The following is a 14,944-nucleotide window of genomic DNA, read 5'->3' as shown; positions in this document are numbered from 1 at the left end:
GGTTTCAGCGCCCGTCCTGCGCCCATTCGAGCGCTTCCTCCAGCCGATCGTCGCCCCAGAACAGCTCGCCATCGCCAGCGACGAAGAAGGGCGCGCCGAAGATGCCGATCGACTTGGCATATTCGATCTCGGCCCGCAGGCGCCCCTTGGTCTCCTCACTGCGGGAAAGCGGCATGGCGACGCCGGGCTCGCTGCCCGCTTCCTTCAATGCCGCCGCAAGCACCCCCTCCTCGGAGATGTTCTTTCCTTCGCAAAACTGGGCCCGGAACAGCGCCTTGGAGAAGGCCGGCGTCCACCCCGCATCGCGGCCAGCCAGAGCCAACCGCGTCGCGGCCAGCGAATTCTGGGGAAAATTGTCGGGCTTGACGAAGCCGAGCCCCTGCCGCCGAGCGCGCCGAGCCGTGTCGCGCCACATATAGCGGCCCTTGCTGGGATAAAGAGCGAAGGGTGAGGTGTTCAAGCCTTGCGCAGCAAAGATCGGCCCCAACAGGAAAGGCCGCCAGCGCAACATCACGCCGGCCTGCTCGGCCAGCTTTTCGATTCTGAGGGCGCTCAGGCAGGAATAGGGCGACGCGAACTCATACCAGAAGTCCAGAACGGGACGATTCGGCATTCAGCCTCCGAACAAGTCGTCATCTCGTGTCGCGCACCGGCGAGCCTGCGCCCTCCGAAGCACGACCGCAAGCGCCGCGAATGGGCGCCTGTGGAATGGAGGGACGACGCGCTCGCCCACGTCGATCCATCACCGGACGACGCGGGATCGATCAGAAGGTTCCGATTGCTTCGCCCCGAACCCTGCGATAGTGCGCCATTGCGTCCGAAACGCGGCCCATGGGGCTGCCAGAAGGAAATTGAACAGATGGCTGACAGCAGCGTGAAAAAGGTCGTCCTCGCCTATTCCGGCGGTCTCGACACCTCGATCATCCTCAAATGGCTGCAGACCACCTATCGATGCGAGGTCGTGACCTTCACCGCCGATCTCGGCCAGGGCGAGGAGCTCGGGCCGGCGCGCGACAAGGCGCTGCTGCTCGGCATCAAGCCCGAGAACATCTACATCGAAGACCTGCGCGAGGAATTCGTGCGCGACTACGTCTTCCCGATGTTCCGCGCCAACGCCGCCTATGAGGGCGTCTATCTCCTGGGCACCTCGATCGCGCGGCCGCTGATCGCCAAGAAGCTGATCGAGATCGCCGAGAAGACCGGCGCCGACGCCGTCTCCCACGGCGCCACCGGCAAGGGCAACGACCAGGTCCGCTTCGAGCTCACCGCCTATGCGCTCAAGCCCGACGTCGTGGTGATCGCGCCCTGGCGCGAATGGGACCTGCGCTCGCGCGAGCAGTTGATCGCCTTCGCCGAGCAGCACCAGATCCCGATCGCCAAGAACAAGCGCGGCGAAGCGCCCTTCTCGGTCGACGCCAACCTGCTGCACGCCTCCTCGGAAGGCCGCGTGCTGGAAGATCCGGCGGTCGAGGTTCCCGATTATGTCTATTCGCGCACGATCTCGCCGGAAGACGCGCCGGACACCCCGACGATCGTCACCGTCTCGTTCGAGAAGGGCGACGCGGTCGCGATCGACGGCGAGAAGCTCTCGCCCGCGACGCTGCTCGCCAAGCTCAACGATCTCGGCCGCGACAACGGCATCGGCCGGCTGGACCTCGTCGAGAACCGCTTCGTCGGCATGAAGAGCCGCGGCATGTACGAGACGCCCGGCGGCACGATCCTGCACGCGGCGCATCGCGCGATCGAGTCGATCACGCTCGACCGCGGCGCGGCGCATCTCAAGGACCAGATCATGCCGCAATATGCCGAGCTGATCTATAACGGCTTCTGGTTCTCGCCGGAGCGCGAGATGCTGCAGGCGCTGATCGACAAGAGCCAGGAATTCGTCACCGGCGACGTGCGCCTCAAGCTCTACAAGGGCGGCGTCCACGTCATCGGCCGCTCCAGCGACTACTCGCTCTACGATCAGGACCTCGTCACCTTCGAGGAAGGCGCCGTGGCCTATGACCACCGCGACGCTGCGGGCTTCATCAAGCTCAACGCGCTGCGCCTGCGCACGCTGGGCCAACGCAAGAAGAAGCTCGGTCTCTGAGCCCTGCCCACGGAAGCCCGCCCAACGGCGGGCTTCTTCTTTTGAACCGGCGGCCTCCTGAAGCGTTCAGCACTCTCCATTGTCGATGTGAGTGCTCCTGCATGCTCCGCTGCCTCGCCGCCGTTCTGATCTCCACCGCACTATCGGCTTCCGCCTTCGCACAAGAAGTCCCTCCGAAGAGCGAGAAGCCGGCGACGCCGGAAATCGCGACCTGCAAGGCAGCGGCGCTCCAGACGCTGCATGCCAGGGAACCGGCGATCAAGGACATCTATATCGATGACGACGGCACCACGGTCGCGGTATCGGAATCGAAGATCGAGACCATTCCGGTTACGCGTATCGTGATGGGCGAGGCCTATCTCCGGACCGACCGCACCGACAAACCCCGCCGCTTCCTCTGCCTTCTAGGCGAGAACAGCAAGGTGCTGCTGACCTTCTTCACCGCGCGCTGAAGCCGCATCCGATCGCGTCGCGGTTCGATCGATCGGCTTGGATCGGAGGCAAAGCGCGCCGCCCCTAGGGCTCGTCGATGACTTCGGTCGCAGGGCGATCATGGCCGTCAGCCAACTCCTGACGCCACTGGCCATCCTTGTCCTGATAGACGATGCCATCCGTGTGGCCAGCGACCGTCTGGCGTGCCGCTGCTCGCGTGGCGGCCTTCAGCGCCGCCTCATGCGAACGGAATGTTTCCGACAACACGTCGCCGACCTTATAGGCCCACCCGCCATCGTGCTCGACGATCTGGTACCTGACCAGGGCCATCGCATGTCCTCCTACCGATCCGGAAAGAACGATGGTCCCGTCGCAGGGTTCCGTCTACTCCCCGTTGCCGCTGTCGGCGGCACGCAGGCTTTCGAGCGTCGGCATCGAAGTGATGTGATAGCCGGCGTCGATGTGGTGGATGTCGCCTGTGACACCACCCGACAGGTCAGAAAGATAGTATAGCGCCGAGCCGCCGATCTCATCGAGCGAGACCGATTTGCGCAGCGGCGAGTTGGCCCGCTGCCAGGACAGCATGGCGCGCGCATCAGAGATGCCGGCACCGGCCAGCGTCCGCACCGGGCCGGGCGAGAGAGCGTTCACGCGGATGCCGCGCGGGCCGTAGTCGCCGGCGAGATAGCGCACGCTCGCCTCGAGCGCCGCCTTGGCCACGCCCATGACGTTGTAGTTCGGCATGATCCGGGTCGAGCCGCCATAGGTCAGCGTGATCATGCTGCCGCCCTTCGGCATGCGATCTGCGGCCCGTCTGGCGATCTCGGTGAAGGAGAAGCAGGAGATCACCATGGTGCGCGAGAAGTTCTCGCGCGAGGTGTCGGCATAGAGACCCTTGAGCTCGTTCTTGTCGGAGAAGCCGATGGCGTGGACGACGAAGTCGAGCGTGTTGCGCTCGGGATCACCGCCCCAGGCCTCGTCGAGAGCGGCAAAGGTCGCATCGACAGAGGCAATGTCCTCGACATCGCAGGGGATGACGAGGTTGGAACCGAGGCTCTCCGCCAGCGGCCGGACGCGCTTGCCGAGCGCATCGCCCTGATAGGTGAAAGCGACCTCGGCACCATGCGCGTGAAGGGTGCGGGCAATGCCCCAGGCAATCGAGTTCTGGTTGGCGACGCCCATGATGAGGCCGCGCTTGTTATGCATCAGCGGGAGCATGGCACACTCTGGAAGGGATCTTCAGGAACTGGTCGGATGGCGGGAGAAGTGGAAAACGCTCGGCAACTCTGGCTCATCAAGCCTGAACGGCAGCTGGTGATTGCACGCCCGTTGCACGGGCGGCAACCGCGACGCCGCGCAACTAGGATTTCAGCACCGCGCCCGCCGCCGCCTTCGACGTCGCGACGGGCACGATCTCGAAGCGGGCAAGGTCGCCCCACTGCAGGACCCACTCCTGCAACAGAGCGACATCGTCGCATTCCATGATCTGGAAGCAGCGGCCTAGATCGGCGGCAACCCAGCTTTCAACGTAGCGCAAACCCTCCGGCGCCATACGCCCGCGCTCCTGGAAGCGGGCATAGACATCCTTCACTCGGGCCTGATCGAAATGCTCGATCACCATGAAGAGCATGGCGGCCTCAGGCCTCCAGGCGCTTCATCACGATGGTGGCGTTGGTGCCGCCGAAACCGAAGGAGTTCGAGAGCACGCAGCCGAGGCCGGCGTTGTCGATGCGCTTGCGCACGATCGGCATGTCGGCGAAGGCCGGGTCGAGTTCCTCGATATGGGCGCTTTCGCAAATGAAATCGTTGTTCAGCATCAGCAGCGAGTAGATCGCCTCCTGCACGCCGGTCGCGCCGAGCGAATGGCCGGTGAGCGACTTGGTCGCCGAAATCGGCGGCGCCTTGTCGCCGGCGCCGAACACGGCGCGGATCGCCTCGATCTCCTTGCCGTCGCCGACCGGGGTCGAGGTGCCGTGCGGGTTGATGTAGTCGACCTTGGCCTTCACGCCCTGCAGCGCCATGCGCATGCAGCGCTCCGCACCCTCGCCCGAGGGAGCGACCATGTCGTAGCCGTCCGAAGTCGCGCCATAGCCGACGATCTCGCCATAGATCTTGGCGCCGCGCGCCTTGGCGTGCTCCAGTTCCTCAAGCACGACGACGCCGGCGCCGCCGGCGATGACGAAGCCGTCGCGGGCCACGTCATAAGCGCGCGAAGCGACGGCGGGGCGGTCGTTGAAGTCGGAGGACATCGCGCCCATGGCGTCGAAGAGAACGGAGAGCGTCCAGTCGAGCTCCTCGCAGCCGCCGGCGAAGATCATGTCCTGCTTGCCCCACTGGATCAGCTCGTAGGCATTCCCGATGCAGTGGTTCGAGGTCGCGCAGGCCGAGGAAATCGAATAGTTGACGCCCTTGATCTTGAACCAGGTGGCGAGCGTCGCCGAGGCGGTCGAGGACATGCCTTTCGGCACGGCGAAGGGGCCGACCTTCTTGGACGAACCGCTCTCACGGGCCTTGTCGTAGGCGTCGATCAGCGCGCGGGTCGAGGGTCCGCCCGAACCCATGATGATTCCGGCGCGTTCGTTGCTGACCTCGGCCGGCTCCAAGCCCGCATCCACGATCGCCTGTTCCATCGCGACCTGATTCCAGGCGGAACCGCCACCGTGAAAGCGCATGGCACGCCGGTCGAGCACGCTCGCGGGATCCAGCGTGGGAACGCCGGCAACCTGGCTGCGGAAGCCGTGCGCGGCGAATTCCGCGACATGGGAGATGCCCGATTTCGCTTCGTGCAGCGAGGCCAGGACCTCCTGCGTGTTGTTGCCGATGGACGAGACGATGCCCATCCCGGTGACGACGACGCGTCTCATGCTCGCTTCACTCCAGCTGTCAGCGCACGGCGGGCTGGCCCGCCGCTCTGGATTCATACCGCGCAAATGGACCGAGCAGCAGCTGCGCGCAAGGTCGCGGCGCGTTTTTCCTCAGGCCGCTTCCGGCTTGAACAGGCCGACGCGCATGTCGCTGACCGTGTAGATGCGCTTGCCGTCCGCCTCTAGCCAGCCATCGGCAATGCCGAGCACGAGCTTCGACTTGAAGACACGCTTGAAGTCGACGCCGTAGACGACCTTCTTGACCGAAGGCAGCACCTGGTCGGCGAACTTGACCTCGCCGACGCCGAGCGCACGGCCGCGGCCCTGCAGGCCGAGCCAGCCGAGGAAGAAGCCGGTGAGCTGCCAGAGCGCATCGAGCCCGAGGCAGCCCGGCATCACCGGATCGCCCTTGAAATGGCAGTCGAAGAACCAGAGGTCGGGCTTGATGTCGAATTCGGCGCGGACGAGGCCCTTGCCGTGCTCACCGCCCTCCTCGGCGATCTCGGTGATGCGGTCGAACATCAGCATCGGCGGCAGCGGCAGCTGCGCGTTGCCCGGCCCGAACAGCTCCCCGCGACCACAGGCGAGGATCTCCTCGTAGCTGAAAGACGACTGACGCTGCATTCCCGTTCCGCTCCTTTGCGCCGGCCGGATTCGGCAAGGCGTATTCTGCGCCGTGCCTAACACGGCGGGAAGCGGAAACGAAAGGGCACAGGCGCGTCGACCCACACGCCAACGTCAAAAACAGCGTTCGACATGCGCCAGATCAAAGCCGGCACGCCCATCATCTGCTAGGAAGCCTGCGTCATGCTTGCGGGGGTGGAGCCGAGGCCCTACATTTCCTTGGAATGATTGCAATCAATCGGCGGAGCTGCGGGCGCCCGTTGCGAACGAAGACATGAGAACGAGAATTAGCATGAGCGATCTGACTTCGCAAAACCAGGGCGACGGGTCGGTTGTGCGGCAAGGTTGCCCCTTCCACGACGTCCGGCAGAAGTTGAGACGCGTCGGCCTGCGGCCAACGCGTCAGCGCGTTTCGCTCGGCTGGGTGCTCTTCGCCAAGGGTCAGCGCCATGTCAGCGCCGAGATGCTCTATGAAGAGGCGATGAAGGAGCGGATCCCGGTCTCGCTGGCGACGATCTACAACACACTGCGCCAGTTCACCGAGGCGGGCCTGCTGCGCGAGCTGACGCTCGACGGCGCCAAGGCCTATTTCGACACCGCCGATCACGAGCATCACCATTTCGTCGTGGAAGGCGAGAACCGGGTGATCGACATCCCTGCCCAGGAGATCGACGTCGCCAGCCTGCCGACACCGCCCGCGGGCTATGAGATCGCCCGCGTCGACGTCGTGGTCCGGCTCCGCAAGATCGACGGCTGAGCGGGCGAGCAAAATGCGCCCTCCCCGCCCCCTGATCTCGCGGCGGATTTTCGCGGGGCTGGCTTTCGCCGCGGCTCTTCCCGCCCTTCCCGCAGCCGCCGCGCCGCGGACGCTGAGCGGAACCGTATCCTATCGCGAGCGCATGCTGCTGCCGCCGGGTGCGATCATCGAGGTCAAGCTTCTCGACGTCTCCCTGGCCGACGCACCGGCGCGCACCATCGCCGAAACCCGCGTCTCCGGGCGGCGCATCCCGGCGCCGTGGACCCTGCATTTCGATTCGCGGCAGATCGAGCCGCGGCACAGCTACGCGCTACAGGCGCGCATCCTCGATCGCGGACAGCTGCTGTTCATCACGACCGAACGGCACAGCGTCTTCACGGGCGGCCAGGACGACACCGCAATCTGGGTCCAGCGCGCGGCGACGCAGGATCAGCCCGCCGCGCCGGCCTCATCCCCCATCGGGAGCTGGCGCCTCGCCAGTCTCGGTGGCACCGAGACACCGGGATCGATCACCACCGTCATCACCATCGCTGACGATGGCAGGGTGTCGGGCCGCGGCGGCTGCAACGGCTTCGGCGGAAACGCGACGGTCAAGGGCCGGATAATCCGGTTCTCCCGCATGGTCTCGACGATGATGGCCTGCGCACCCGATGTGATGGATCAGGAGCAGCGCTTCCTGAAGACGTTGGAGCGGGTTCACCGCTGGAGCATCGAGCGTCGCACGGGGCGGCTCGCTTTGCTCGACCGGGGCGGCCGGTCGTTGATGACGCTGACCCGGCAGTAGTCCCGGCAGCCAACAGCGTCAGTCGACCTTTTCGTTCGGATAGACACCCCAGAGCCGGTCCTGCCGGATAAAGCCGATGATGTTGCCGACGCTGACGCGGCACCAGGCGTTGGCGCAGGACGCGACATTCGTGACGACCCCCGCCTGCAACCGGGCAACGACATTCGCATCTTCCGAAGCGCTGGCGCGCATCGGGAACACCTCGTCCTTGTTGCGAGACCATGGCGCCACAAGGGCTGTGCGGCGCCCGGACAACAGGCTGTGCAGCACCCACCCCTCCGTGCCATCCGCATCGCGCACACGGCGCCAGGTCTCGAACTCCGCCGTCACCTCGACCGGCAGACCGGCGCGCTGATAGACCCAGCGTGTCCGATGCTCCTTCGACGGCCCCTCGCGCAGATTCACCCGATCCGTCTTCAGACTGACATAGCGCGGCACCGGCAGCCCGGTGACGGAGCCCGCCTGCATGTCCTGCGCGGCGGCGGTGAGCGACGAGCCGATGAAGAGAGCGCCGATCAGGGCGATTTGGCGCATCGTCGTAACCTTCATCCGCCGTTCTCTCTACTCGGCACCTTGCCCCCGGCGAAGGGTCAAGTTGTGTTCCGCTGCGCCGCCGCATAGACAACTCATACGGGGTCGCGCAACCGCTCCATTCCTGGGCCAGCAGGGTTAATGGCTGGTTGAAGGCCGAGGCGAATACGGATGACGGAAGGGTGACCGCCATGTCGAAGAAGAAACCCCTGGTCGTGGTGACGCGCAAGCTGCCCGCGGTGGTGGAAACCCGAATGCGCGAGCTGTTCGACGCCAGGCTCAATATCGACGACAAGCCGATGTCGCAGGCCGCCCTCGTCGAAGCCGTGAAGACCGCCGACGTCCTGGTCCCGACGGTAACCGACAAGATCGACGCCGCCATCATCGCGCAGGCCGGGGACCAGCTCCGGCTCATCGCCAATTTCGGCAACGGCGTCGACAACATCGACGTCGCCAGCGCCGTGCAGCGCGGCATCACCGTCACCAACACGCCGGGCGTGCTGACCGACGACACCGCCGACATGACGATCGCTCTGATCCTCGCCGTCGCCCGTCGGATCGCCGAGGGTGCCCGCGTCATCCCAGACGACGACTGGGCCGGCTGGTCCCCCACATGGATGCTTGGCCGGCGCATCACCGGCAAGCGCCTCGGCATCGTCGGCATGGGGCGCATCGGCCAGGCGCTGGCGAAGCGCGCCGCCGCCTTCGGCCTGTCGATCCACTATCACAACCGCCGCCGGGTCGACCCGCGCATTGAGGAGAAGCTCGATGCGACCTACTGGGATTCACTCGACCAGATGCTGGCGCGGATGGACATCGTCTCGGTCAACTGCCCGCATACGCCGGCGACCTATCACCTGCTCTCGGCGCGGCGCCTCAAGCTGATGAAGCCGGACGCCATTCTGGTGAACACCGCCCGCGGCGAGGTCGTCGACGAAACCGCCCTCGCGCGCATGCTGGAAGCCGGAGAACTCGCCGGCGCCGGGCTCGACGTGTTCGAGAGCGAGCCAGCAGTCAATCCGCGCCTGCTCAAGCTCGCCCGCCAGCACAAGGTCGTCGTGCTGCCGCATATGGGCTCCGCCACCCATGAGGGCCGCGCCGACATGGGCGAGAAGGTCATCGTCAACATCAAGACCTTCATGGACGGGCACAAGCCGCCGGATCGCGTGCTGCCCAGCATGCTCTGAGGCACACTCAGTTCCTCCCCGAGCCCTCGTCCGCGATGCTCCGGGAGGTTCCGAGATATCTGGAACATCCTGCGAGACGGCCCTGCGGGCCTCCTTGCGATGAGGGCTCAGACGTCCGGTAGCCTGCGAGGCAAGTCCTCAGGCGGCGTGGAGTTCCGCGACCCGCGCCGCCTCGCCCGGCCAGTCCCGATAGGTGTCGATCACGCCGGCGGCCCCTGCCGCCAGCAGGCGTTCGCGCATGCGCGGCTTGTCATGGGCCGTTCCGGTGAAGCCCACCACCGGCATGCCCGCCGCCCGGGCGGCCTGCACGCCCGGCACGGAATCCTCCAGGACAAGGCAATTTGCCGGCTCAACAACCATCTGCCCGGCGGCGAAGAGGAAGACGTCGGGCGCCGGCTTGCCACGCGCGACCTGCGAGGCCGAGAAGACATGCGGATCGAACAGGTCGAGGAGGCCGGCCAGGCCGAGATTGCGCCTGAGCGGCTCGAGGCTCGTCGAGGATGCGACGCAGCGGCGTCCGGCGAGCAACGGCAACGCCTCCCGTACTCCCGGCAGCGCCCGCAGCTCGCATTCGAGCCGGGCAGCCACGCCGTCCTCGATTCTGCGCTCGAAATCAGGTGGCAGCCGGCGGCCGAGCGCCGCTTCGATCACCTTGAAGCCGTCGGCAAGCGGAATCCCGACGAGATGCGCGTTGTAATCCTCGATCGTCCACTGCGTCAGGCCGATCTCGTGGCAAAGCACGAGGCTGACCTCGCTGTAGAGCGTCTCGCTGTCGATCAGCGTGCCGTCGCAATCGTAGATGACGAGTTCGAACGGCATCCTCGCCTCCCGGCGTTGGCGCTCAGTTCGCCCGGGCGGTATCGAATTGGCCGGTTTTGCGGAAGCGCCAGAGATAGGAGGAGATGATCGCCTCGACGGAGGTCGGCGCAACGCCGATCCCGGCGAAGTCCCGACCTTCCTCGGCCGCAGCCGCGGAAACGACATTGTCGCTTTGGAGCAGCGTCACCTGATCGCGGGTCAGGACCAGTTCGTCGGGAATCAGCCCGAGCGTCAGCGTGTCCACTACCTGCAGCACGCTGCCCATGATCCGCGCCAGCGGGAAAGGCAGCGGCGCCAGCAGGCGCTTGCGGCCGGTCACGCGGCAGACCTCTTCGAGGATCTGGCGCAGGCTCATGACCTCCGGGCCGCCGAGCTCGTAGACGCGCCCGCCCTGCACCGTGCCGTCGACCGCACGCGCGGCCACCACGGCGACATCGCCGACGAAGGCAGGCTGAAACTTCGTCTTCCCGCCGCCGACCAACGGCAGCACCGGCAGCATCCGCGCCATCGAGGCGAAGCGGTTGAAGAAGGTGTCCTCCGGCCCGAACATCACCGAAGGCCGCAGCACGACCGCGCCCGGTACGGAGGCGAACACTGCGGCCTCGCCCTCGGCCTTGGTGCGGGCATAGGCCGATGCCGATTCGGCGGTGGCACCGAGCGCCGAGACATGGACGAGCCGGGTGATGCCGGCGGCGGCGCAGGCCTGGGCTATGGCGCGCGCGCCATTCGCCTGCACGGCAGAAAAGCTCTGGCGCCCCTGCTCCTGCATGATGCCGACGAGATTGATGACGGCGTCGGCCCCCTTCACGGCGGCGGCGACCGAGGCGGGATAACGCAGATTGGCCTGCACGGCATGGATCTGGCCGACAGTGCCGATCGGCTGCAGGAAGCCTGCGAGATCCGGGCGGCGCACCGCGACGCGCACCCGATAGCCGCGCTTGACGAGCGCCCGCACGACATGGCGGCCGACGAATCCGGAACCACCGAAAACCGTGACGAGTTGCTGAGCCGGGGCTTGAAGGGCCATCGCGGGAGCTCCGTTTAGAATGCTTCTGCCCTCCTAGATCATGTTCCGCGAAAGTGGAAATCTCTTTTGCGCCGAATGCGCACCTGGCCTGAGCATGCGGCCTTTCGCCCGAGGACGGCTCGGCTATTCGGGCATTCCTTCCCCTTTCCGCGCGGCTTTCCGTCCACTCCGATATTCCGGGCCGGAACTCTTTCCACAGGCTGCGGACGGCCGAATGCATTTCGTTGATGCGGGCCCGTTGACAGGACGACTCGCCCCCCGTAAACGAACCGCCGTTGCCCAGGTGGCGGAATTGGTAGACGCACCAGCTTCAGGTGCTGGCGCCTGCAAGGGCGTGGAGGTTCGAGTCCTCTCCTGGGCACCACTCATCTACCAGAGTGGTGGTTTGTCAGCGCCTTAGCTGACATTATGGGGCTATGCCTCGCCGTTGTCGTGAACAATGGCGAGCGTTGATTTCGTTGCGCTTCGGCGTCCCCATTAGGCAGAATTCCTTTTCCATCGCCTACGTCGCCCAGCCCATCCCGTCAGACCGGATGACCGGGGCGGTGGAACGCAAGCTGCGCATGCTCCCTTCATGAGCAAGGTCGGCTTGGCTTGCCGCACCGAGGTGACCCAGACATCGCGCGCTACCGCTTCCCCCGGCCGCGACGCCATGACGGTGCTGTTCATGTCTCCATCGATGGTGCTGCATGTCGTGCTCGGCATCGCCTTCCTGCACTTCTTCACGCAGATTGGCCTCTCCGGAACATTCCTCGGGCTTGTGCTGAGCCATGTCATCGTGATCCTGCCCGTTCGGATGCTCCTCTATATCCAGGACAATATCGACCCGCTCATCGCAGCCGTCTGCGCCTGCCTGATCGCCCTGACCGCGGCTCCTCTGATCGCGCTGGACAGGCTGTTCGGCCTCGACCAGCTGTTCGTCGGAACCGGAAGAGGCTGATCCCGTGCCCAGCAAATCCACAGAACCCGATGTTGCCGTGATCGGCGGCGGGGTGGTCGGCGGCGCCATCGCGCTCGGGCTCGCCCGCCGCGGCGCCCGTGTCGCCATCCTCGACGAGGGCGATACGGCCTTCCGGGCCTCGCGCGGTAATTTCGCGCTGGTCTGGGTACAGTCCAAAGGCTTCGGCATGCCGGACTATGCGCTCTGGTCGCGCCGCTCGGCCGATAGCTGGCACGAGCTTGCCGGCATCCTGCGCCAGGAGGCCGGTATCGATGTCGCGCACAGCCAGCCCGGCGGCTTCATGCTCTGCCTCTCCGAGGCCGAACTCGACAAGCGCATCGACGCGATGCGGCGTCTCCACAACAGCCGGCCGCTGACCGATTTCCCCTATGAGGTGCTCGACCATGCCGAAACGAGGCGACGCCTGCCCGCCATCGGCAAGGGTGTCGTCGGCTCGATCTACTCCCCGCTCGACGGCCATGTGAATTCGCTGAAGCTGTTCCGGGCGTTGCGCGAGGCGACGGTCCGGTGCGGCGTCGACTATCGCCCTAACAGCCCGGTCGAGCGTATCCTGCCGAAGGAAGGCGGCTTCGCGATTTCGGGGCCGTGGGGAGAGATGCGCGCCGGCAGGATCGTCCTCTGCGCCGGGCTCGGCAATGCGCGGCTCGCCCCGATGGTCGGGCTCGACGCGCCGGTGAAGCCGAGCAAGGGCCAGATCATCGTCACCGAGAAGACCGAGCCCTTCCTGAGCAACCCCATGGTCACGGTGCGCCAGACCGACGAGGGCGGCGTCATGATCGGCGACAGCCACGAGGATCGCGGCTTCGACACTGTGGTCGGCCAGCCGGTCCTGTCGGCGATGGCCGAGCGCGCGGTCAGGATGTTTCCGCGACTCGCCGGCCTCAACGTCGTGCGGACATGGTCGGCCCTGCGGGTGATGAGCCCCGACGGCTTCCCGATCTACGACCAGTCCGAAACGTGCCCCGGCGCCTTCGTCGTCACCTGCCATTCCGGCGTGACGCTGGCCGCCAATCACGTCTCGACCCTCGCCCCCGCGATCCTCTCCGGCGCGCTGCCGGAGGCGGTGGCGTCCTTTACCGCGCGGAGGTTCCATGTTCCGGCCCATAGCTGAGGCGAGAGAGGGGGCGATCGGCGCCGCGAGACTCAGCTTCACCTTCGACGGCACGCCGCTTACCGGCCGCTCCGGCGACACCGTCGCCGCCGCTCTGCTCGCCAACGGCATCGTCGCATGCCGCGAGACCCCGGTCTCCGACACGCCGCGCGCGCCCTATTGCCTGATGGGCGTGTGCTTCGACTGCCTCGTCGTCATCGACGGCATCGGCAACCGGCAGGGCTGCCTGGTAACGCTGACTGAGGGCATGCGGATCGAGACCCAGCATGGCCGCCGCCATCTCGCGGAGGTCGGCCAATGACTCCGGCCGAAACCATCGAACGACTCGCCGAGAGCTATGATGTCGTGGTGGTCGGCGCCGGCCCGGCCGGCCTCTCCGCCGCGGCGCGCGCCGCGGGGCTCGGCCTCACCGTCCTGCTCGCCGACGAAAATCCGGCGCCCGGCGGCCAGATCTACCGCGCCGTCACCACGACGCCGGTCAAGGACCGCACGGTCCTCGGCGCGGACTATTGGCGCGGCGCCGAGATCATCGAGCGTTGTGAGCGCTCGCAGGCCACCTATGCGGCACGCTGCACCGTCTGGTCGCTCGGCCCGGACGAAACGGCACCCGACTCGTTCGAGCTCGGCCTCTCGCTCGACGGCAAGGCCCGCATGATCGGCGCCCGGCAGGTCATCCTCGCCACCGGCGCGCTGGAACGCCCCTTCCCGATTCCGGGGTGGACGCTGCCCGGCGTGATGACCGCCGGCGCCGCGCAGATCGCCCTGAAGGGCGCCGGCATCGTGCCGGCAGGACGCACCGTCATCGCCGGCTGCGGCCCCCTGCTCTATCTGCTGGCGAGCCAGCTTTCGGCGGCCGGCTGCGAGATCGTCGCCGTGCTCGACACGACCTCGCGCACCAACTGGCCGAAGGCGCTCGCCGCGCTGCCGGACTTCCTGCGCTCGCCCTATCTGGCCAAGGGGCTCAAGCTGATGGCTGCGACGCGGCGGAAGCTGCGATTCGTGCGCGATGTGACCGGCCTTTCGGCGAAAGGCGAAGGCAAGCTACGGCAAGTCGAGTTCGAGCAAGGCGGACGACAGGGCGCGATCGCCTGTGACACGCTGCTGCTGCATCAGGGCGTGATCCCAAGCGTCAACCTCTCCAACGCGGCCGGCTGCGCCCATGACTTCGACGAAGAGCAGCATGCCTGGGTGCCTCGCGTCGATGCCTGGTTCGCCTCCAGCGTACCGGGCATCGCCATCGCGGGCGACGGAGCCGGCATCGGCGGGGCGGAGAGCGCGGCCCTGCGCGGCGAGATCGCGGCCTTGGGCGCAGCGTCGCGGCTGGGCAAGCTGAGCGAGGCCGAGCGCGACCGGCAGGCGACGCCGATCCGCACCGCACTCGCGCGCCTGCTGCATGGCCGCCGTTTCCTTGACCTGCTCTACAAGCCGGCACCGCAGTTTCTGGCGCCGCCGCAGGACGAGACCATCATCTGCCGCTGCGAAGAGGTCACCGCAGGACAGGTGCGCGATGCGGCGGCGCGCCTCGGCGTCACCGGCCCCAATCAGATGAAGGCGTTCCTGCGCTGCGGCATGGGGCCGTGTCAGGGCCGGCTCTGCGGGCCCACGGTCGTCGAGCTGATCGCCCGGACGCGCGGAACAACGCCGGCCGAGGTCGGCTATTACCGCCTGCGCCCGCCGGTCAAGCCGGTGACGTTGGCGGAGCTGGCGGCGCTGCCGCAGACCGAGGCTGCGGTGAAGGCGGTCGCGCGATGAGAT

17 protein-coding genes, 1 tRNA gene and 1 pseudogene are annotated in these 14,944 nt (G+C 66.6%); 10 read left to right on the top strand and 9 right to left on the bottom strand.

From position 1 onward, the window contains the following. Positions 1-4: 4 nt before the first annotated feature. Positions 5-613, bottom strand: a complete 609-nt coding sequence (locus AC1DEZ_RS23550) for a 2-hydroxychromene-2-carboxylate isomerase (protein ID WP_441513595.1) — start codon at positions 611-613, stop codon at positions 5-7. Positions 614-859: 246 nt separating this feature from the next. On the opposite strand from AC1DEZ_RS23550, the gene AC1DEZ_RS23545 reads away from it, so the two are divergent. Then, positions 860-2,092 (top strand): argininosuccinate synthase, encoded by a 1,233-nt coding sequence (locus AC1DEZ_RS23545; protein ID WP_441471549.1) that lies wholly within the window; start codon positions 860-862, stop codon positions 2,090-2,092. Positions 2,093-2,193: 101 nt separating this feature from the next. Continuing rightward, positions 2,194-2,544, top strand: a complete 351-nt coding sequence (locus AC1DEZ_RS23540; RefSeq protein ID WP_476780889.1) for a hypothetical protein — start codon at positions 2,194-2,196, stop codon at positions 2,542-2,544. Positions 2,545-2,608: 64 nt separating this feature from the next. Here the strand turns inward: AC1DEZ_RS23540 and AC1DEZ_RS23535 are convergent, their stop codons facing one another. The 5 genes from AC1DEZ_RS23535 to fabA all read right to left on the bottom strand — a co-directional run bounded on the left by AC1DEZ_RS23535 (position 2,609) and on the right by fabA (position 6,012). Next, on the bottom strand, positions 2,609-2,854 hold the full coding sequence (locus tag AC1DEZ_RS23535; RefSeq protein ID WP_441513593.1) for a DUF2188 domain-containing protein: 246 nt from the start codon (positions 2,852-2,854) through the stop codon (positions 2,609-2,611). A 54-nt stretch (positions 2,855-2,908) separates the two neighbouring features. Then, positions 2,909-3,742 carry an enoyl-ACP reductase FabI gene (gene fabI / locus AC1DEZ_RS23530; RefSeq protein WP_441513592.1) on the bottom strand — a complete coding sequence of 278 codons (834 nt, stop codon included), beginning with the start codon at positions 3,740-3,742 and terminating at the stop codon, positions 2,909-2,911. Positions 3,743-3,884: 142 nt separating this feature from the next. After that, the gene (locus AC1DEZ_RS23525; RefSeq protein ID WP_441513591.1) at positions 3,885-4,154 is read right to left on the bottom strand and encodes a DUF3303 domain-containing protein; all 270 of its coding nucleotides are present in this window, start codon (positions 4,152-4,154) and stop codon (positions 3,885-3,887) included. A 7-nt stretch (positions 4,155-4,161) separates the two neighbouring features. Then, positions 4,162-5,388, bottom strand: coding sequence for a beta-ketoacyl-ACP synthase I (gene fabB, locus AC1DEZ_RS23520; RefSeq protein WP_441513590.1), 1,227 nt, complete (start codon positions 5,386-5,388; stop codon positions 4,162-4,164). A 111-nt stretch (positions 5,389-5,499) separates the two neighbouring features. Beyond that, on the bottom strand, positions 5,500-6,012 hold the full coding sequence (gene fabA / locus AC1DEZ_RS23515) for a 3-hydroxyacyl-[acyl-carrier-protein] dehydratase FabA (RefSeq protein ID WP_441513589.1): 513 nt from the start codon (positions 6,010-6,012) through the stop codon (positions 5,500-5,502). A 292-nt stretch (positions 6,013-6,304) separates the two neighbouring features. Between fabA and irr the strand changes: the two genes are divergently transcribed. Together irr and AC1DEZ_RS23505 are read left to right on the top strand one after the other, a co-directional pair. Further along, positions 6,305-6,769, top strand: a complete 465-nt coding sequence (gene irr, locus AC1DEZ_RS23510; protein ID WP_441513588.1) for a Fur family transcriptional regulator Irr — start codon at positions 6,305-6,307, stop codon at positions 6,767-6,769. Between the two features lie 13 nt (positions 6,770-6,782). Further along, positions 6,783-7,553: a YbaY family lipoprotein gene (locus AC1DEZ_RS23505; protein WP_441513587.1), complete on the top strand. Its 771-nt coding sequence runs from the start codon at positions 6,783-6,785 to the stop codon at positions 7,551-7,553. Positions 7,554-7,571: 18 nt separating this feature from the next. Here AC1DEZ_RS23505 and AC1DEZ_RS23500 read toward each other — a convergent pair whose 3' ends face one another. Then, positions 7,572-8,087 (bottom strand): SH3 domain-containing protein, encoded by a 516-nt coding sequence (locus tag AC1DEZ_RS23500; RefSeq protein WP_476780888.1) that lies wholly within the window; start codon positions 8,085-8,087, stop codon positions 7,572-7,574. A 188-nt stretch (positions 8,088-8,275) separates the two neighbouring features. On the opposite strand from AC1DEZ_RS23500, the gene AC1DEZ_RS23495 reads away from it, so the two are divergent. Next, complete coding sequence (locus AC1DEZ_RS23495) at positions 8,276-9,271, top strand: 2-hydroxyacid dehydrogenase (protein WP_265058007.1); 996 nt, start codon at positions 8,276-8,278, stop codon at positions 9,269-9,271. A 138-nt stretch (positions 9,272-9,409) separates the two neighbouring features. On the opposite strand, the gene AC1DEZ_RS23490 is transcribed toward AC1DEZ_RS23495, so the two are convergent. After that, entirely contained in the window at positions 9,410-10,090 is a 681-nt protein-coding gene (locus AC1DEZ_RS23490) for an HAD family hydrolase (protein WP_441513585.1), read from the bottom strand. A gap of 22 nt (positions 10,091-10,112) precedes the next feature. Then, positions 10,113-11,117, bottom strand: coding sequence for a complex I NDUFA9 subunit family protein (locus AC1DEZ_RS23485; RefSeq protein WP_476780887.1), 1,005 nt, complete (start codon positions 11,115-11,117; stop codon positions 10,113-10,115). A gap of 277 nt (positions 11,118-11,394) precedes the next feature. Here AC1DEZ_RS23485 and AC1DEZ_RS23480 point away from each other — a divergent pair. From AC1DEZ_RS23480 to AC1DEZ_RS23460, 5 genes and pseudogenes are all read left to right on the top strand, one after another. Further along, a tRNA-Leu gene (locus AC1DEZ_RS23480) sits at positions 11,395-11,481 on the top strand. A 254-nt stretch (positions 11,482-11,735) separates the two neighbouring features. Further along, positions 11,736-12,057 (top strand): annotated as a pseudogene (locus AC1DEZ_RS23475) (hypothetical protein); the annotation flags it as partial. Between the two features lie 4 nt (positions 12,058-12,061). Continuing rightward, positions 12,062-13,189 carry an NAD(P)/FAD-dependent oxidoreductase gene (locus AC1DEZ_RS23470; RefSeq protein ID WP_441513583.1) on the top strand — a complete coding sequence of 376 codons (1,128 nt, stop codon included), beginning with the start codon at positions 12,062-12,064 and terminating at the stop codon, positions 13,187-13,189. Further along, positions 13,170-13,490 carry a (2Fe-2S)-binding protein gene (locus AC1DEZ_RS23465; RefSeq protein ID WP_441513582.1) on the top strand — a complete coding sequence of 107 codons (321 nt, stop codon included), beginning with the start codon at positions 13,170-13,172 and terminating at the stop codon, positions 13,488-13,490. The genes AC1DEZ_RS23470 and AC1DEZ_RS23465 overlap by 20 nt, the downstream gene beginning before the upstream one ends. Continuing rightward, positions 13,487-14,941 carry an FAD/NAD(P)-dependent oxidoreductase gene (locus tag AC1DEZ_RS23460; RefSeq protein WP_441513581.1) on the top strand — a complete coding sequence of 485 codons (1,455 nt, stop codon included), beginning with the start codon at positions 13,487-13,489 and terminating at the stop codon, positions 14,939-14,941. The genes AC1DEZ_RS23465 and AC1DEZ_RS23460 overlap by 4 nt, the downstream gene beginning before the upstream one ends. The last annotated feature ends 3 nt before the right edge of the window (positions 14,942-14,944 follow it).

The sequence above is a fragment of the Allobosea sp. 10L422 genome (assembly GCF_056395345.1).
This window is presented reverse-complemented; position numbering and strand designations above follow the sequence as displayed.